At 43.2% G+C, this 18,382-nt stretch carries 16 protein-coding genes; 5 read left to right on the top strand and 11 right to left on the bottom strand.

Annotation, left to right across the window (positions count from 1 at the left end; all coding sequences use genetic code 11):
* Positions 1-171 precede the first annotated feature (171 nt).
* From VB836_RS30530 to VB836_RS26225, 3 genes are all read right to left on the bottom strand, one after another.
* Complete coding sequence (locus tag VB836_RS30530; RefSeq protein ID WP_323223945.1) at positions 172-321, bottom strand: zinc ribbon domain-containing protein; 150 nt, start codon at positions 319-321, stop codon at positions 172-174.
* Positions 322-342: 21 nt separating this feature from the next.
* The gene (gene ftsY, locus VB836_RS26230) at positions 343-1,923 is read right to left on the bottom strand and encodes a signal recognition particle-docking protein FtsY (protein WP_323223943.1); all 1,581 of its coding nucleotides are present in this window, start codon (positions 1,921-1,923) and stop codon (positions 343-345) included.
* A 322-nt stretch (positions 1,924-2,245) separates the two neighbouring features.
* Positions 2,246-5,053, bottom strand: coding sequence for a GAF domain-containing protein (locus tag VB836_RS26225; protein WP_323223941.1), 2,808 nt, complete (start codon positions 5,051-5,053; stop codon positions 2,246-2,248).
* 155 nt (positions 5,054-5,208) lie between these two features.
* Between VB836_RS26225 and VB836_RS26220 the strand changes: the two genes are divergently transcribed.
* Positions 5,209-6,339, top strand: coding sequence for a quinone-dependent dihydroorotate dehydrogenase (locus tag VB836_RS26220; protein ID WP_323223940.1), 1,131 nt, complete (start codon positions 5,209-5,211; stop codon positions 6,337-6,339).
* A gap of 8 nt (positions 6,340-6,347) precedes the next feature.
* On the opposite strand, the gene VB836_RS26215 is transcribed toward VB836_RS26220, so the two are convergent.
* Positions 6,348-6,686, bottom strand: a complete 339-nt coding sequence (locus tag VB836_RS26215; protein WP_046278377.1) for a hypothetical protein — start codon at positions 6,684-6,686, stop codon at positions 6,348-6,350.
* Positions 6,687-6,885: 199 nt separating this feature from the next.
* On the opposite strand from VB836_RS26215, the gene VB836_RS26210 reads away from it, so the two are divergent.
* The 3 genes from VB836_RS26210 (at position 6,886) to VB836_RS26200 (ending at position 8,856) form a co-directional block, all read left to right on the top strand.
* Positions 6,886-7,287, top strand: a complete 402-nt coding sequence (locus VB836_RS26210; RefSeq protein ID WP_323223938.1) for a COG3650 family protein — start codon at positions 6,886-6,888, stop codon at positions 7,285-7,287.
* A 162-nt stretch (positions 7,288-7,449) separates the two neighbouring features.
* The gene (locus VB836_RS26205) at positions 7,450-7,821 is read left to right on the top strand and encodes a hypothetical protein (protein ID WP_046278378.1); all 372 of its coding nucleotides are present in this window, start codon (positions 7,450-7,452) and stop codon (positions 7,819-7,821) included.
* Positions 7,822-8,139: 318 nt separating this feature from the next.
* Positions 8,140-8,856: a hypothetical protein gene (locus tag VB836_RS26200; RefSeq protein WP_323223936.1), complete on the top strand. Its 717-nt coding sequence runs from the start codon at positions 8,140-8,142 to the stop codon at positions 8,854-8,856.
* An 86-nt stretch (positions 8,857-8,942) separates the two neighbouring features.
* Here the strand turns inward: VB836_RS26200 and VB836_RS26195 are convergent, their stop codons facing one another.
* On the bottom strand, positions 8,943-9,245 hold the full coding sequence (locus VB836_RS26195) for an RNA recognition motif domain-containing protein (protein ID WP_323223932.1): 303 nt from the start codon (positions 9,243-9,245) through the stop codon (positions 8,943-8,945).
* Between the two features lie 304 nt (positions 9,246-9,549).
* Between VB836_RS26195 and VB836_RS26190 the strand changes: the two genes are divergently transcribed.
* On the top strand, positions 9,550-10,830 hold the full coding sequence (locus VB836_RS26190) for an NAD(P)/FAD-dependent oxidoreductase (RefSeq protein WP_323223929.1): 1,281 nt from the start codon (positions 9,550-9,552) through the stop codon (positions 10,828-10,830).
* A gap of 336 nt (positions 10,831-11,166) precedes the next feature.
* Here the strand turns inward: VB836_RS26190 and VB836_RS26185 are convergent, their stop codons facing one another.
* The 6 genes from VB836_RS26185 to VB836_RS26160 form a co-directional block, all read right to left on the bottom strand.
* Positions 11,167-11,985, bottom strand: coding sequence for a tryptophan-rich sensory protein (locus VB836_RS26185; RefSeq protein WP_046278381.1), 819 nt, complete (start codon positions 11,983-11,985; stop codon positions 11,167-11,169).
* A 165-nt stretch (positions 11,986-12,150) separates the two neighbouring features.
* Positions 12,151-13,569, bottom strand: a complete 1,419-nt coding sequence (locus VB836_RS26180; protein WP_323223927.1) for a DEAD/DEAH box helicase — start codon at positions 13,567-13,569, stop codon at positions 12,151-12,153.
* A 396-nt stretch (positions 13,570-13,965) separates the two neighbouring features.
* Positions 13,966-14,760, bottom strand: a complete 795-nt coding sequence (locus tag VB836_RS26175) for a CYTH domain-containing protein (protein ID WP_323223925.1) — start codon at positions 14,758-14,760, stop codon at positions 13,966-13,968.
* Positions 14,761-14,952: 192 nt separating this feature from the next.
* Entirely contained in the window at positions 14,953-16,275 is a 1,323-nt protein-coding gene (gene rimO, locus VB836_RS26170) for a 30S ribosomal protein S12 methylthiotransferase RimO (RefSeq protein ID WP_323223923.1), read from the bottom strand.
* Positions 16,276-16,328: 53 nt separating this feature from the next.
* Positions 16,329-16,721 (bottom strand): ribosomal maturation YjgA family protein, encoded by a 393-nt coding sequence (locus tag VB836_RS26165; protein WP_323223921.1) that lies wholly within the window; start codon positions 16,719-16,721, stop codon positions 16,329-16,331.
* A 180-nt stretch (positions 16,722-16,901) separates the two neighbouring features.
* Positions 16,902-18,382 (bottom strand): putative Ig domain-containing protein (locus VB836_RS26160; RefSeq protein WP_323223920.1); only part of this gene is annotated, 1,481 nt, incomplete at its 5' end.

Raw genomic sequence — 18,382 nt, 5'->3', positions numbered from 1 at the left:
TCTGGTTCAGATAAAGGGTTAGAAAAATATGGGACATACTGACAGTCTGGGTTGGGCCGATTACTCCAGAGCTAGAGAAGATCATCAATGGATCGCTTGAAGATTTCTGAATCTGTGGAAAGCTGTATTTTTTTGACACACTCCCCCGTTTTAAAATGGGGGATTCTAGGCTCAAACAACAGTTGCAGGGAAACCCTGTCTTACACCATCTAACCCAAGAGTCGATGCCCAGACTCTTTTAATATTTAGAGAGGCATTTTCGTCACGTCCATTAACGTTTGAACAGGACGGACAGCGCCATTCTCTAGCATTTAATTCCAATGATCAAACAATGAATGGGATTTAGCCACTCAGTAAAGCTTCAATAAACTCATAACTGGAAAAAGGTCTTAGGTCTTCGATACTTTCCCCAACTCCAATAAAACGAATGGGCAAACCCAACTGCTGGACAATGGCTAGAGCAATACCCCCTTTAGCCGTTCCATCTAACTTGGTCAAGACGACACCACTGAGTTGAGCTGCTTCTGCGAAAACTTCTGCCTGACGCAGACCATTTTGACCGAGAGTTGCGTCTAAAACGAGTAGGGATTCTACGATAGCATCTGGTGCTTTTTTGGCAATCACCCGACGAATTTTACTGAGTTCCTCCATCAAGTTTTTTTTGTTTTGCAGACGTCCGGCGGTATCAACCAAGAGCAATTCGGCGTTTCTGGCACGGGCTGCTTCGATCGCATCAAAGACAACGGCGGCTGGATCGGTATTTTTGCCGGGATTGGCAATGATTTCCACCCCACTCCGTTCACCCCAGATTTTCACCTGTTCAACGGCGGCGGCTCGGAATGTATCTGCTGCGGCAATCAAGCAATTATAGTCAGATTTTTTGGCAATGTGACTCAGTTTACCGATTGTTGTGGTTTTACCTGCACCATTGACCCCTGTAATTAGCCAAATATTTAAAGCCTCCTTGGAAGGAGCAAATCCTGGACTGTAGCCATTTTGATAGGGACGTTCGAGAAGTTCTCGAAGAATTTGCTTGAGGTAGGCGATCGCTTGTTCGGGGGGCAGAACCTCCTGGCGAATTTTATTTTGGAGCGTGGCGACAATGCTATCGGTTGCTTCTACACCCACATCAGCTTGTAAGAGCAAGGATTCGATTTCATCGACAGCCTCCTGATTCAGTGGCCCTTGGCCAACAATCGCTTTGAGTTGGTTGAGTAAACTGCGGCGGGTACGTCCCAACCCTCGCCAGAGTTTTTGCAGCCAGGTAATTTCTTCAAGAGTTACATCTTCGGGACGACGACCCTGATTGGCCAGAACTTCCGCCGACCAGATAAACATCTCATCAAATGTCATCGCTGACTGTTCAGCTTGAACAGGTGCCGTTGCCGTTGTCACGGGTGAGGGTTCTTCTTGGGCGGTTTCTTTTAAACGTTCTATTCGGGCTTGACGTTCGGCTTGAGATTGCGCCCAGATGGGTAATGGGGCGGAGGTTAGGGGCGTTTCCTCGACTTCCTCTACCTCGGAAGCTTCCTCGACTTCCTCGACTTCCCCGGCTTCGATTTCGGGTTCAATTAAAGTTGCAGGTTCAGCCACCGCTTCCACTTCAGCTTCTTCAACAGAAGTCAAGATATCTTCTGAGGCTGAGGGAATGGCTTGAGAGTCTAACTCGTCATCGGGTTGCTGAGTCGCATCTTGCACCTGTGACTGTTGTTTCTGTTGGGTTTGCAGATTTTGGTAAGCTGCTTTTGCCCATTGCAGATAATCATCGGCGGATGCGGCTTGAGTTGCTGTTGTTGCTTGAGATTGTTCCGACTCAGACGGTTGAGGTTCGGCTTGGCCTTCCTCAGATGGACTTTCGGCTTCTGCCGATTTGGATGTTGCTCCGCTCGTGTCAAACTGACGACGAAACCAATTGAAAACCATTGGACTGACTCGCTCTCGATTTGAGACTATTCCTAAATTATTAATAGTTTGTCAGAATATTGCCAAATAATGAATCAATTTTCGAGTAAAATTCAACTAAAGAGCTATGCGGATCACCGATCCCCATACAATAGTCGTCAGCGTTTGCCGATCAAACATCTAGAGCCAAGATTGAATTCTCGCAATTTTTGAGTCAATATTCTGAAAATTGGCTGAGGATTGAGTTTTCCTCTGATTGATAGAAATCCCAGACATCCCATAAAGAACAGTTAACTTTACAAAATCTTTACCTTTTCAGCAATATTCTTGAAAAAATCTTGATCTAGGAAAAATTCACAGGCAAAATCAAACGACTGCTCATTTCACCGCTATCGAGTTGTTGCAGTTGAAACTGACCTCCCATCTGTTCAATAATACGCGCTACAATCATCAAATGTTGACCGGGTGGACGGTCTAAGCTAGAAGGTTTCAACACATCAGCAGAGGTACCCGCCTCTAAATCCCGAATCAGTTGAGGATTAACAATACCCCGATCACTAATCACTAATTCGAGTTTTTGTTCATCTAAAGGTTGAACGGTAATCTTAATGACTCCCTTTGATGGCGATCGATAACAAGCGATCAACAACAGTTCATACAAAACCAGTTCCAGTTTGACACTATCTGCAATTAAGGTTAAGTTTCTCTGTTGCTGAATTTCTAGTAAAAGCTGGCGATGGATCATCAAGGGTTGAAGGCGCTCGCTCATCCGCCGCAGTAAGCTTGAAACAACAACTAAATCTTGTCGGTTATGCAGTTGCCACTGTTCCCGTTTGAGTAATGATGAGGTAGAAGCGAGAGTCTGACTAATTTGGCGTAAAAGCTGTTGATAGCGTAAATTTGTTAATTGATGTTTGTTTTCCTCAACGGTGAGAAAGGGTGATTGCTTCAATTCATGCAGTTGTTTGACTCGACTGCCCACCACCCGATAGAGTTCTTCTAAACGACGTTGTTTGTACCAGTTGAGCCATTGGAGTTCTTCTCGTTCCTGGTAGAGTGTGGAAACCACTCTCAGATAACGCCGCATCCAAGCCAGTTGACTCACCAACCCTTCTAAAAGCTGAAAGGTTTGTTCCGATTCGGGTTGAAGATAGGGATCGGCTAGAATTAAAATGCCTGTCGATTGATGATCAGGGTGTGTTCGTAATGCGATCGCCCAAATTTGATCACTATCATCTTGAGGGTTAAGCCATTGGCGGGTTGAAATGGGTAGATCGTTGATGTCTTGATGATAAACTCCCTCTGTTAGCAAGGTTTGTTGAATTAAAAGATCGCGATCAATGTCTATCGTAATATCCGTATCCAGTCTGATGGGCTGTTGGTGTTCGTAACGCTGGATGATTTGACCTTGTTTTTGGCTTTCTGTCCAAGTGACAAGAAGCACTAAAGGACTGGACAAAGCTTGAGAAATTTCTTCGGTAAAGCAACGTTCCAACTCATGAACTTGATCGGTTTGCTGGACAATTTGCCAACCTGTTGTGATCATCTCACCGAGTCGCTGCTGAACCTCTACTTGATGATCAAGCTGCCACTGATGCAAGATTAAACCCAATTGTTGAGCGACGATTTTGACTAACTCTTGTTCGGCTTGCGTCCAGGTGCGAGGATTGATATGTCCGATCACCAATAGGCAATGGCTGTCGGTTGTCATGTTTAAGGCGGGATGCTGGCTCATCAAGCCTAACAAAACACTTTTAACTCCAATTTCGCTTAACGGTTCATTCCAAGCGGACAGAGTGGAATAAAAATCCCACTGTTCAAGGCTGATCACTCCGGTTTCCTCAAGTTGATCTTGATCGCTGGGAGTTAGGGAAGCTAGAGGAGTCGTCAGCAAACGATGATGAGAAAGCGGGTTTTGATAGAGAACCTCAAATTGTTGCTGTGTGGGTTGTTTTTGCAGGATGAAACAATAGTCTGTATTGAGACGATCGCAGAGACGTTTGACGGTGGTTGTTAACAGCATTTGCCAGTCTTGATCGCTGACAATAGCACGGGTAATTTCTGCGGTTAAGGCGCGATCTTGCTGAATTTCCTGGATCGTGTCGTTCATGTTGGTTAGCGGTGCAATCACGCCTAAAAGTTGAGCCATTCCTCGCACAAAGGTTTTATCGCCTGTTTGCCAGATCCGAGGATGTTTCCCTTCTAGTGCTAAAAATCCTAAAAGTTCATGGTTAAAAATAATCGGTGCGGCTAATAATGACCTCACTCGCATTCGCCGCATTAAACGTTGCGTCATCTCGGCTTTGAGGGTACTGTGAGATTGACCAATCACCACCAGTTGATCGGAGGCTAACGCCTGATAAAACTCGGTCAAATCCTGGACGTTAATTCCTGAAGCCGCGCGGGTAATCACGGGTTCTGGTGTTTTTTTGAGGTTACTGCTACGCCGCCAAAAATAATGTCCGTCTTGATGATACCAGTAGATATTGGTGCGGGCGGGTTGAATAAATCGATGACTTTCTTTGACGACGGCTTCGAGATAGTGATCCAAACGCGCAAAACTGCGAAACTCAGACAATAACTTGAGAATGGATGAACTTGGATGTTTGCTTTGCTGACGTTGCCATTCGGTTTCGATATGATTGAGTGCAGTTGCTAATCCGCCTAAAACGATGGAAAGTTCTTCTGTTTCGTTAGATTCTGGGGTTCGCCCCCACTGACTTGACCCCAGCAACACTAACCCCAAGCAGCGATCTTTATGTCGGAGGGGATAAAACAGGGTTGAGCGAATATTATAGGTTTTGGCAAATTTGCACCAGTCCCCCGCCCGGGTTTCGGTTTGTAAGTCGGCGATGATCATCGGGCGCAATTGAATCACGACTTGTTCGAGTAAGTCTCCGGCTTTGAGGGGAAAGCGTTTTTTGAGAAAGCTACTTTCCTCTTCTTGGCTAATTCCCCCTTTACCGACTAATTGATGATCGAGGCGATCATATAAGCCCACCCAAATTAAACGATAGTTGTATTTCGCCTGGAGATAGGATAAGCTGATCTGCAATAGAATATCGACATTTTCCTCTTCTCGAAGCGTTTGGAGGACTTGACTAAGGGTAGTCCCTTCCACTTGACCTGCTGAATCTAAATGCTGCCCCATAGGAATTAAAGCTCAAAAAAATTTGAAATGGATTAAAATCTCACAACCGTGAGTGGGGATTAGAGGAATTTTAGCGGTTCTGTTGCAATTAGGATCATGTTGAGCAGTCTGCTTTGATTTGGATGATGCCGTTAAGAAGATTTTAGGAGAGATTGTTGAATATTTATCGTTCTGCAATACGGCCAATTTTATTTTCGGGGTTGAATGTCGATCCTGAGTGGGCGCACCATCAAACTTTACAACTTTTGAGTTGGCTTGATCGCGCTCGAGTTTCCCCTGCTTTTTCTTGGATCGAATCAAAAATCCAATCTTCATTCTGTTTGAGTGATCACCGCCTAAGTCAATCCCTGTGGGGGTTACAGTTTCCCAATCCGATTGGTTTAGCAGCCGGATTTGATAAAGATGGACTCGCCCCTGGAATTTGGGAAGGTTTGGGGTTTGGTTTTGCTGAATTAGGGACTGTTACCCTTCATCCTCAACTCGGTAATCCTCAACCGCGATTATTTCGTTTGCTATCAGATGAAGCGGTTTTAAACCGTATGGGGTTTAATAATCAGGGGGCAAAAGCCCTGGCGATGCGTTTACAAAGTCGAGAAGCGAGTCTAAAACCTTCTATTCCTATTGGGATTAATTTAGGGAAGTCAAAAGTGACTCCATTAGAAGCTGCTGCTGATGATTATTTAGGCAGTTTTCAAGCGTTAAAAGATTGCGGTGACTACTTTGTGGTTAATGTCTCCTCTCCCAATACGCCGGGATTGCGATCGCTCCAAGATACTGAACAACTTAGCAAAATTCTAGATCGTTTACAACAGGAAAATCAAGGCCAAAAACCGTTGTTGGTGAAAATTGCACCGGATTTAGAAGATGAGGCGATTTGTGAGATTCTCTTACTCGCCCAAACTTATCAGCTTGCTGGAATCATTGCCACGAATACAACGATTCGCCGTGATGGATTAAACACTCAAATGATTGCTAAAACGGGAAAATCGGTGACTGAAGAAGCGGGCGGAATTAGTGGTAAACCGCTACAAAAACGATCTACAGAAGTGATTCGTTTGATTTGGCAAAAAACTCAAGGACAGTTACCGATTATTGGTGTCGGTGGAGTATTTACGGCTGAGGATGCTTGGGAAAAAATTCTCGCTGGGGCGAGTCTGATTCAAATTTACACGGGTTGGGTTTATGAAGGGCCGGAAATGGTTCGTAATATTTTAACCGGATTATTACACAAGTTAGAACAACGAGGACTCGCATCAATTTCTGAAGCAGTTGGCTTGCAAAATTAACGCTCTTATTAAGACCCAAAAACCCATAAACCTGTCATTATAAATAAGATAATATTAATCCAAGGAATAAAACTCATATAAATCGCTGATTGTCTGGCTCTGATCTTATACAAACTCCAAGCAGAAGCAATAGACAGGGCTGCGACAATGGGAAAAGTTGCCATTGAGTAAAACCAAATCTTGCTGAGAAAGAAGTTGAACCCCGTGTTCACCTCAACTTCTAGCAAGTCTTCGGGTTGGGAAACCGGATCAAAACCCAGAGAAAAGATAGCCCCCATCAAAGCGGGGTAGAGAGCGACTAAATACACTCCAGCATTGGTAATGATAACTGCCTTTGGTTTCAACATAAAGGATGCAGCCGATAAAAAGCGCAGTAATTTTAAATCAATCTATCACTAACAGGGCGATCGTTGACAGTCATAGCCCTAACGGACTGTTGGGAGTAACCCCAGCTTCCTCGGTTGCTAAATATTATCAATTGTAAAATTCGTCAGAATTGCAGCTTGAGTGCTTGTAAATAAATTAAGGCTACAAAGAATGATTGAAATGAACACAAAATCTTTTTTCTTGGCTGTCGTTTTATTGGGGTTGTCTGTTGCTGGGTTCGGTTGGAGTCAACAAGACAGTTATGCTGATAATCCTCCTGCTGATGGGTTGATCGCTCGGGGTACTGAACCGTTTTGGAGTGTTAGCGTCAGTGGTAATGGAATTGTGTTCTCATCACCGACAACGAATGAGCAGAAATATCCCTACAGTAAACCGATGAGCGCATCTGGACGCCCGGCTGATTTAGTTCAAGTCTACCGACTAAATGGAAATCCTAACGGTTTTCTAATTTTGAGAAAAGACACGGCTTGTAATGATGGAATGTCTGATAACATCTATCCCTACAATGCTACTCTGATTTTAGGGAGTAACGTGTTTGAAGGCTGTGCGGGAAACCAATAAATTGAGCAGTGGTTATTGTCAGTTCATGTCGCCTCAACCCCAGACAAACAAGCCTGTAAAATTTTTAAATGATTTACAGGAGAAACATTGCAGTTTAAAATTATCTCTCAGAGAAATTTTCGGTTTTTGACTCAAAAACCCTCTAACCTTTGTAAAAATATCATGGACTCTATACAGATGATCGGCAACTCAACTCCAGCACCTTTTAAGTTTAAACCCGGACAAGCTCTTTTGCTGAAAAACTTTCAGGACTCCGGGGTGATTGAAAATGCGCCTTTACTTTATATTGATGATGATGCAGAGATTTTGATTGTGATTAAGTTTATTATTTATACCGAAAGTCATACAGAAATTGGCTTTGATCCTTTGGAAGTTTCCTATGTTAGCAATATGGGTTACATGATGTTGAAAAAGATTTTTATTGATAATCACACCCAAGAAGCGACTGTTGATTGTGTCTATATGGAAGAATATGTTCCAGATTCTATAGAAATCGAAAGTGCGATGAAAGTTGATTTGTTGGTGATTGAGTAAAGGGTTTAGTTATCTAGTCTGGAGTTGGTGAACGGTTCTAATATGGAATACTTCAATGTTTGCTACAGATGATTAATTGCGAGACGGTTATCAGTCTTGTAGGGGCGGGTTTCGCAAAAATCTATTTTCCCACGAATACTTGTATAAACTCGCCCTTAAGCGTTAACAGTGACTCTCTTGCATGAGCGCCTGTTAAAACTTGCACGATCATTTCTGAGATTTTGCTTTGTAAAGTTAAGGTAATTTTTTAGGATTTTGCAGGAATCGATTATCCAGGAAATGTAAGAGCTTAATAAGACCCTGAACCAACAAACATTTATGCGATTACTGAAAATTATAATTTTAGTTTTGCTCCTTTTTAGTAGTGTTAAGAGTTCACCCTCTCTGGCATCTACTTTTAGCCAACGCATGGCAACTTTAATCGCTCAAAACTCAAGCAATAATCAATTAACCGGATCTTGTTTTACCTTGGAAAATGAAACGATGTCTTCGACGGCTCGGATTTATATTGAAAAGGGAAATCAGGTTACAGGTCGTGTAAATGCAACGATTCATAATGAAAAAGAAGGCTACTATACTTCTTATTTTCAACGTTTACAAGGAACAAAGCAAGGAACACAATTAAAGTTAAATATTACGACAAAAATTGAACTAGATACTCAAAAAAGTCAAGAAACCTGGGTGTTAAATTCCAATTCTTTGAATACGGGAAGAGAGGTTTATGAAAAAGTCGCCTGTTCAGTTTCAAGAATTCGATTTGCGCGAGGTGCTGACTCTGCAACGGTGCAAAATTCAGTGGTTAGAGGAAGTCGAGATGTTTATTTACTGGATGCGAAAGGCGCTCAGAAAATGGAAGTTAATATTAGCGCGTTAGAAAATAATGCAGCTTTTGAAGTGATCGCTCCGAATGGAGAAGCTTTGACGTCTGAAGAAACTCGCTCATCTCTGACGTTACCCGCAACAGGTCGTTATGAAATTGTCGTGGGTGGAACTCGGGGAAATGCGACTTATAAATTGAATGTGAGAATTCGATAATTATTCAGAATAAAAAATAAAAAAAGACAGGAAAGAACCCTGTCTTTTCTAGTTTAAATATGGAAACTCAAGGAAAAATTTAAACCTTAGTAACCACCGGAACGACCACCACGACGACCACCGCCTCCTCCAAAGGAGCCATTGTCTTCGCGAGGTTTGGCTTTATTAACCTTAAGATCGCGTCCCATCCATTCAGCCCCATCGAGATCTCCGATAGCGGCATCTTCTTCAGAATCGGTGTTCATTTCTACAAAAGCGAAGCCGCGAGAGCGACCTGTTTCGCGATCTGTTGGGATATGGACTCGTTTAACTGAACCGTAATCTACAAATACAGATTTGAGATCCTCTTCTGTAACCTCGTAGGAAAGATTACCAACGTAAACTGACATATGTTACCTCCATCACTCAGAACTTGTAAAGATAGAGATTTCGGAGGCAAGATTGGCAAAATGAAGCAGAAAAAAACCTGTCAACACTGAAAACAAAAGCTGCAACCGATACTTATTCTCTTTTTCTATAATAGCACAGATTCCTGCAATTGTGATTAAATCGGGCGATCGCTGATTTCATTGACTTTGAAGGGAATTTTAGAGCAATTGTTAAAAATTGTGGACAGGTTCGCGGAATTGACGGAGCAGACGACTAAACTAAAAATTTCAGTTGAATGAGAGAAATAAAATCATTAAAATGCCTATGTCTAGCTCAACAGTGCAGCCAGCTTCTTACACTGCGGGAGTTACCGATAGCAGTCATCACCAAATTGTGATTATCGGGGGGGGAGCCGGAGGAATAACAGTTGCTTCTCAACTCTTGAAAAAAGATCGCGCTCTTGATATTGCAATTATTGAACCCTCAGACAAACATTATTATCAACCTGCGTGGACGTTGGTAGGTGCGGGTGCTTTTGACTTAAAAGAGACTATCAGAGAGGAAAAAGATTGTATTCCTGATGGGGCGACTTGGATACAAGCCTATGCAGAAAGCTTTGAACCTGAAAATAATCTTGTGATCACCCGAGAGGGGAGAAAAATTCACTATGATTATCTGGTTGTTTGTCCGGGAATTCAAATTAACTGGCATGAAGTTGAGGGATTACGAGAAGCTTTAGGTCGAGATGGAGTCACGAGCAATTATTCTCAAGATTATGCTCCTTACACTTGGGAATTACTGAAAAATTTTTCGGGTGGAACGGCTATTTTTACCTATCCTGCGACTCCAATTAAATGTGGGGGTGCGCCGCAAAAAATTATGTATTTGGCTGATGATGCTTTTCGTAAAAATGGGGTGAGAAATCAGTCAAAGGTGATTTATTGTACGGCGGGGGCTGCTATGTTTCCGGTACCCGATTATTGTAAATCCCTAGATGAAATTGTAGAAAAACGAGGGATTGATGTTAAGTTTAAACATAATCTCAAACAAATCAAACCAGAAACCCGTGAAGCTATTTTTGAGGTCACGACTAATACAGGGGTGGAACTGGTGAGCCTCAAGTATGATATGATTCACGTTGCTCCCCCGATGAGCGCCCCGAATTTTATTAAAAATAGTCCCTTGGCGGCAGCGAGTTCGGGTTGGGTTGATGTTGATAAAAATACCTTACAACACAATCGCTATCCGAATGTTTTTAGTCTTGGGGATGCTTCTTCGTTACCGACTTCTCGAACGGCTGCGGCGATTCGTAAACAGGCTCCGGTTGTCGTCGAAAATCTTTATTCGTTGATTGCTTCTGAATCTTTTAAAGGTTCTTATGGAGGCTATACTTGCTGTCCTTTAGTAACAGGATATGGCAAGACGATTATGGCAGAGTTTGATTATGAAAACAAGCCTAAATCGAGTTTTCCAATGAACCCCGCCAAAGAACGATATAGTATGTGGTTGATGAAGCGGTATGTTTTACCTTGGTTGTATTGGAACCGAATGTTAAAAGGAGAGCCTTTTGAGGGTGATTTGCTGAAGTTTTTACAAAGTCAGTAATTGCGTTTAGTGTTGAGTATTGGGTGGGTTTATATCAGTGACCCTTCGGGTTCAGCAGTCGCTCTCTTGCGAACTTTGCTCTCGACGGAAACCGCCGGGCCGCAAGTTCGCGCTCATGGGGGAAACCCCCAAGACCGCGCTGCTTCACCAGTTTTTACAGTTTACAGTTTACAGTAACCAGTGACCAGTTTTTACAGTTTACAGTTATTAGTTATTAGTTGTCACTGTTGTCTGTTTACTCTCTTACGAAGTTGCTCTACGCAGGCGTAACCCCAAGATCGCACTTCGCGCTGGTTACTGTTCACTGTTTACTGGTCACTGGTTACTGTTCACTGGTTACTGTTTACTGGTCACGGGTGACTCTTTTTGCTGGGTTGGGGAATGGCTAGAAACTGTTGAACCTAAACCGACTAATGAAATTGTTAAAGAGACTGCCAATGCAGTTAAAACAATTAAAGGTTCGTTAAATTGTCGAATAGCAATGGCAATAATCGCCCAAAGAAAAACGAGAGGAAAAGCAGTTTCTTGATGCTTAATTCGCATCAAAACAGCCACAACTCCAGCTACAATTAATAACAGAACAGTCCAGACTTCCGGCGGAATTCCCCAACCGTTCCAATTTAAACTCTCTAAGCAAATCGCCACATTAACAATAGTCGCGACAGTAATCCAAGCTAAATAGATACTAATTGGAGCATTAACAAACCATCTTTCACGTTCTGGAACTCGTTCTTTACCTATATTGAGTTCTAAATAGGCTGCAATTAAAGCTAATAAAATCCCGATCATTGCAATTAAAGAAGCTAGAAATAATCGAGAGAGAAACACCCAAACCCAAAAAGTTTGAGCGACACAAGCCATCACTAAAAAGTATCCCATATTTTTGAGACGATGATTGTCTCGTTGGGAGGGAAGTAACTGATAAATTCCTAAGCTAAATAATCCTAAATAAATCAATCCCCAAATCGCAAAGGCATAGTTAGCCGGGATAATTTTGACTCCGGCAAACAGTGAATTAGAGATTTCACCAATGGTTAATCCATTCAGAGGAACAATATTTGAAAAGACATTCACTCCAAATGCAGTTAAAATGGCAATAAAAGTAAGCCATTGTCTGAATAGATCTCGATTAAAAGAGAGAGAGTTGGAATTCATGTTGAACAGTTTACTGGGGAAGTTTGACAATCTGATCTCAATTTTATATTGTGATCTTCCCCTAAAAAGAATTTAGAGACACGAAGGATCGCGTCTCCAAATCAGATTGACATTCTGTTTATTTTACCAGATTATGAAATCTGGCAACCTGCCTTGAGCGGGAGTTTAATTACCACTACCGACTGAGGACTTATTGGTATGGGGTTCGGGAGTGCGAGACCGACGTTTCGACAACTTGGGTTTGGGAACTGACTTGAGATCTTCCTCTTGGGGATAATCTGTTTCTTCCCAATTTGGACGGGTTTGATCGTAAGCCATTTGCAAGGCCGCTGCCGCGATCGCATGAGGTTCGTATTCTTCGCCTAACTGAGCGACAATCGGCAAGAATGAGGCCATGCGTTCCCCTGTTAAAGCTTCTAACACTTTACCTTTCAAGCGATCGATATAACGGGCTTCAATTTGCGATCGCTTGGGAATCGAAAGCGTTGTAAAGTCATGACGCAGATGACGCTCAATCAACTTCAATTTGCGGCGATCCATCGGTTGCAACAAGGTAATCGCCTTTCCTTCGCGTCCTGCGCGACCTGTACGACCAATCCGGTGAACATAGCTTTCGGCATTATCCGGTAAATCGTAGTTAATCACATGGGTCAAATGATCGACATCTAAGCCCCGCGCTGCAATATCAGTCGCGACAATCCAGCGAACCTGACGTCGGCGAAAACGCAATAGGAGGCGTTCCCGTTGAGACTGATTCAAGTTGCCGTGATATTCATCAACGCTGTGACCCGCCCCTTGTAAGTAGCTGGTTAATTCAGCCGCCGCTTGTTTGGTGCGGACAAAAATAATTGCTGATTCGGGGTCTTCGAGTTCGAGAATCGGTTGCAAGGCTCGGGCTTTCGTCCAACCCCGAGGCACCGTGTAAACCTCTTGTGAGATACGCTTCGGCGTGGTTTTTAGCTGTTCGACTTTAACGGTAACGGGAGATTTGAGAAACTTCCGTACCAATTTCCAAATCGAAGGCTCTATCGTTGCAGAGAAGAAAGCCGTTTGGCGGTTTTCAGAAGCCGCTTCTAGGATTTTCTCTACATCTTGAATAAAGCCCATACTCAACATCTCGTCAGCTTCGTCAAGAACCAACCATTTGATGTTATTGATCTTGAGATCACCTCGATTGAGTAAATCTAATACTCGTCCAGGTGTACCCACCACAATCTGCACACCGCGTTCTAACCGTTGGATTTGTCGGTCGATAGACTGACCTCCATACACGGTCAACACGTACAATGAGCGTTCATTGCTCATGTTGCGAATGGCATCTTTAACCTGCATCGCCAACTCTCGGGTTGGAGTTAAAATCAGAGCCTGAACTTCTGTGGCTTGGGGATCGATTTGTTCAAGGATTGGCAATGAAAAAGCAGCTGTTTTTCCGGTTCCAGTTTGCGCTTGTCCCACAATGTCTCGACCTGATAGGATTTGGGGGATAGCTTGAATCTGGATCGGAGTCGGTTCTGTAAAACCGATTGATTCGAGATGTTGAGCGCGGGCTTCTGAAATACCTAATTCAACAAAGGATAGACTCATTAATTCTCCTAAATCACAAGTTTTCGCTTGGTTCCTTCCATTGCCCTCCTCAGATTCAGGTCTCAGCTCTACTCCAACACCTTATTAACAAGAGCGTCGCTCCAGCGATACACCGTTCTAAGGGCATTGCGGAACCATTTTAGATTTTTGCAGGTTTGTCTCGACTCTCTACTCACTCAATTGCTCCCTTTAGGGGATCTCGCTTTTTAGAGCCAACTCAACCTTATTTATTTATAGGATAACGCTTAACAATCAGAAACAAAACCACAAACTGCTTAAAATTATATCCAAATTCCCGTACCAATACCGTCAAACCCTTTTGTAGATTCACTTTGGGGGATTTTGAAATTTTTTCAGCCTGTTTCTGCTAACTGGCTTTTCTGTAATCCTACATTACTACTTTGAGATTGTCTGATTCTGAGTAGTCAGACAAATTGCCGTTTTTGAGGACTTGGAGAGATCATAAACAATTCCCTGACGCTCTAGCCATTTATGTAATTGCTTTTGAGCGATTTCAGCTTGAGCCGGAGTTACCTTAATAGATAACTCTAGCAGAGGTTTCTGACTCGGAAGAAACCATTGCTCTAAGGTCAGGCGGTAGGGAAAGGTTTTCTCATACCACTTCCAGATTCTCGCCTCCACCATAGTAAACAATTTCAGTTGATCTAGTATTTCTACTGAACCCATGTATTGCCTAAACAGTTGCTTTTGAACTGGGTTGAGAGCTTCTTGGATCTTTTTTTTACCCTGAACCACTTGCTTCAACCGACCGTTTGAGGTGCGCGTTTCTACTTTGGCAATCTGGGTTTGGTGCGCTCCCGTTCGATTGATTTTTAACCGAAAGCGACTCTCGGACAATAATTCTGGGCGAATTAGGTTAGAGTCGAAGTCTCGCAGCTTAAGCGTTAGGGAATCCTTAGCATCCCGATGAAGACGAATTCGCAGAATCACTCCTGCTTTAAACAATTGTAACGCTTCTGTATCAAAAAAGCAACTAGCCCGTTCTAGGTTGGGTCTTTCGTGAAGCTGAAATCTTTTCGCCAGAAGAGGAAACTGACGGGGGTCAAAAAAAACTTTGACTTCTACCTGATCAACAGCTTTCGGTGCTAAGGTCTGAAAACTCATCTCCGCAACTGAACCCCCAACCGCAACTCGAGGAAGTTGGGGTTGAGAACATTCTGAAGGTAGCATAGGCTTAAAAACGGCAGTTCTCAATCAACTTCGAGCAACTGTTCACCGATTCAGTCAATACCCGAATTGAGAATCTGACACCACCCTGAAACAATACAATTAACGCTCTAGAGTTGATTGCAATTTTACCTTCACTATAGCATTCCCTACGCTTTACTTAAAGCGTTGCGGCTTTATCTTTATACTCTTTTGCTACCGTATTTCTACGGTATGACCATACAAATCATAAACATCCGCATCCGTAATTTCCACCGGAACAATTGACCCTAAACGGGCCATTCCTTCGACATAAACCACTCCATCAACATCGGGTGCAAACCGTTTTGAACGTCCGATTAATTTCCCGGTACTCGGATGTTCTTGTTCAACTAAAACCTCAACGATTTCTCCCACACACTGTTTATTTTGCTTCAAGGAAATGGGTTGTTGTACCTGCATTAACGCATCCCGACGCGCATCCATCACTGCTTGCGGAACTTGATTGGGTAAATCATAGGCGGGGGTGCCTTCTTCAGCCGAGAAGGTAAAGACACCGACATGATCAAATTGATGACGCTTGACAAATTGTAGCAAATGTTCAAAATGATGATTCGTTTCCCCCGGAAAACCCACAATAAATGTTGTTCTCAAAACGGCATTGGGAAGTGCCAGTTTAATCTTCTCAATAATCTCATCATTCACCCGACCTTGCCAGGGTCGATTCATAGCGCGTAAAATTTCAGGATGAGAATGTTGTAACGGTAAATCTAAATAAGGTAAAATATTGGGGGTTTCTTGGATGGCTGCCATCACGTTTGGCGTTAATCCCGTTGGATAGGCATAGTGCATTCTCACCCAAGGAATATCGACTTTTCCGAGCGCTCGTAACAGTTCCGCCAATTTCGGTTCACCGTAGAGATCCGTCCCGTAATTTGTGGTAATCTGAGAAATCAGAACAATTTCTTTAACGCCTTGATCCGCGAGTTGCTGCGCTTCGGTGACAATAGACTCAATACTGCGCGATCGCTGATTTCCCCGCAAATGAGGGATAATACAAAAAGCACAGCGATAATTGCAGCCTTCCGCGACTCGTAGATAAGCGACTCCCTCGGTTGTGGTGCGATAACGAGGAACCGTCTCATCGGCGATGTAGGTGGGTTCAGCCGAAATTTCTCGAACTCGTTCCCCCCGTTGGGTGCGTTGAATGACATCGACAATTTTGTGATAATCTCCCGTTCCCACAACCGCCACCGCTTCCGGTAATTCTTCCAGGAGTGCGTCTTGGAAATGCTGCGCCATGCAACCTGTAATCACAACTTTCTTCTTGGCTTCCGCAAGGTCTACAATCGTTTGAACAGACTCTTCCCGTGCGGCTTCAATAAAACTACAAGTGTTAACAATAACGTAATCTGCTGACTCTTCGTTAGAATCAACTTGATAGCCTGCCTGTACGAGCAAGCCTAACATATGTTCGGTATCAATGCGATTTTTCTCACACCCTAAATGAGAAATTGCGATCGTCGGCTGAGTTGCCATTATAAAAATTTATCATAAAATTGAACTACGAATTTATTAGTCTACCATATAATCTAGCTTTTGACATATTTTGACCTTAAACCGCGCAAAATTAACCAACCCACAACACATCCCAGGACATAATACAGAAAATCCCCCCAAACAAAAGTCGTCCCCAGGAGTAAACGTCCCATTAAAGTCGCTCGAATGGCTTGTAAAAAAGGCGGTTTCCACAACTGCATAAACTCCAACACCGCAGTCACAATAAACACCCAAAAGGCCACCCATCCCGGCGAGAGTCGCGGCTGAATGAACACCACTAAAAAAATCCAAAACAGTTCATAGAAAATACTACTAAAAGAGTTATTCACCCAAAACTGTAAAGGGCCTTGATAGTATTTACTCGCCAACCCAATGGGAATTAAAGCAATTAAAATCCCAAAAACAATCCAGCGATAAGTTTTCATAATTTAGACCCAGAAAAATCATCAGTCTCAGAAACCCGGTTTCTTGCGATCGCGATCGGTTGAGATCATATATTTTGGGTTGAGAAACCGGGTTTCTTGCGATCGCACCCTAGAACTAAAATCAAAAAAAGTAGGATGAGCATTACCCATCCTACAGGGTTTTAAAGAATTATCAAAATCTTAGAACAAACTGACGAAATCATCAGCAGTAATGAGACTGGCGTTAACATTCTCAAGGGTTGCTAACAGTTCCTCTCCAAACTTAATCAGAGTCGAACCATTTTCATCTAGAATATTTAACTGAGCAAACGTTAAGCCACCATCAAGAACAAAAGCATCTTCACTATCAACAAAATCCGTAATCAAGTCAGAACCATCGCCACTACGGAGTAAAAAGCGATCGCTGCCCTGATTTCCTGTTAAAGTATCAGTACCCTCGGAGCCGATAAGTAAATCATTTCCCTGACCACCTTCTAACAGGTCATTACCTTCATCACCATCAATGATGTCATTCCCCATGTCACCGTAAAGGGTATCATTGCCTTGATTACCGGAAACGGTGTCGTTATCCTTGCCGCCATAGATCAGGTCGTTTCCGTCGTTTCCTGCAATTAAATCATTGCCAATGTTACCAAATAGCGTATCATTTCCGGTGCCACCTGTGAGAGTATCACCATCTTGACCGCCATAAACTATATCATTTCCCTCGCCACCCTCAACGAAGTCGAAACCTAAGTTTCCGTTTAACCAGTCGTCTCCGCTTCCACCTGTGAGGGTATCATTATCTTGACCGCCAAACAGGGTATCTTTACCCTCGCCGCCATTAAGGAAGTCATCACCCAAGTTTCCGTTTAACCAGTCGTCGCCAGCCGAACCGAAAACCAGGTCGTTATCTTTTCCACCGTAAATGGTATCGTTACCATTACCCCCATCAACGGTATCATTACCTTGGTTGCCGCTGATCCAGTCGTTACCATCACCCATGTTAATGATATCATCGCCTGCGAAAGCACTAACTTGGTTATCGGTGGCATCACCCACTAAAACATCTGCGGCCGAACTGCTTTCACTGCTAGAATTATTAGAACTAATATTAGCGGCAGTGTTAGACGGTATTACAGGCTGAATGATAGTAGGAATCAAGTTTGTTGGGTCATCTATAACTGTTCCTGAGTCGGTTTCTGAATCGGTATTCGTATTATTTACCGTCAGTTTAAAAGTGTTTTCAACGGTTGCCTCATTACCATCTTTGGCGGTAACTTTGATATCAATTACACCGACATCATCGTTAGCGGGAGTGCCACTAAATACTCCTGTTGTTGGGTTTAAATTTAACCAACTCGGTAAGGCTTCACCGTTGGCTAATGTTGCCGTGTAATTGAGGTTATCACCCGCATCAACATCGCTGAAATTGCCGGAAATATCCAAGCTGAAATTGCTGTCCTCATCAACGAATTGAGAGGTGATCGCATTGTTGATAATGGGGCCATCGTTGATGTTGTTAACGGTCAGTTGGAAGGTGTTTTCAACGGTTGCCTCACTACCATCTTTGGCGGTAACTTTGATATCAATTACACCGACATCATCGTTAGCGGGAGTGCCACTAAATACGCCTGTTGTTGTGTCGAAACCTAACCAACTCGGTAAGGCTTCACCGTTGG

Origin of the sequence: Limnoraphis robusta BA-68 BA1 (assembly GCF_034932365.1) — a bacterium.
Lineage (GTDB): Bacteria > Cyanobacteriota > Cyanobacteriia > Cyanobacteriales > Microcoleaceae > Capilliphycus > Capilliphycus robustus.
The sequence above is the reverse complement of the archived record's forward strand: the minus strand, read 5'-3'. Positions and strand labels throughout refer to the sequence as shown.

Coding starts and splice junctions, on each gene's coding strand:
- VB836_RS26185 (WP_046278381.1), bottom strand. CDS start 11,985: ATGAATTCCAACTCTCTCTCTTTTAATCGAGATCTATTCAGACAATGG.
- VB836_RS26225 (WP_323223941.1), bottom strand. CDS start 5,053: ATGGGGCAGCATTTAGATTCAGCAGGTCAAGTGGAAGGGACTACCCTT.
- rimO (WP_323223923.1), bottom strand. CDS start 16,275: ATGGCAACTCAGCCGACGATCGCAATTTCTCATTTAGGGTGTGAGAAA.
- VB836_RS26180 (WP_323223927.1), bottom strand. CDS start 13,569: ATGAGTCTATCCTTTGTTGAATTAGGTATTTCAGAAGCCCGCGCTCAA.
- VB836_RS26195 (WP_323223932.1), bottom strand. CDS start 9,245: ATGTCAGTTTACGTTGGTAATCTTTCCTACGAGGTTACAGAAGAGGAT.
- ftsY (WP_323223943.1), bottom strand. CDS start 1,923: ATGGTTTTCAATTGGTTTCGTCGTCAGTTTGACACGAGCGGAGCAACA.
- VB836_RS26215 (WP_046278377.1), bottom strand. CDS start 6,686: ATGTTGAAACCAAAGGCAGTTATCATTACCAATGCTGGAGTGTATTTA.
- VB836_RS26205 (WP_046278378.1), top strand. CDS start 7,450: ATGGACTCTATACAGATGATCGGCAACTCAACTCCAGCACCTTTTAAG.
- VB836_RS26175 (WP_323223925.1), bottom strand. CDS start 14,760: ATGCTACCTTCAGAATGTTCTCAACCCCAACTTCCTCGAGTTGCGGTT.
- VB836_RS26200 (WP_323223936.1), top strand. CDS start 8,140: ATGCGATTACTGAAAATTATAATTTTAGTTTTGCTCCTTTTTAGTAGT.
- VB836_RS26190 (WP_323223929.1), top strand. CDS start 9,550: ATGTCTAGCTCAACAGTGCAGCCAGCTTCTTACACTGCGGGAGTTACC.
- VB836_RS26210 (WP_323223938.1), top strand. CDS start 6,886: ATGAACACAAAATCTTTTTTCTTGGCTGTCGTTTTATTGGGGTTGTCT.
- VB836_RS26165 (WP_323223921.1), bottom strand. CDS start 16,721: ATGAAAACTTATCGCTGGATTGTTTTTGGGATTTTAATTGCTTTAATT.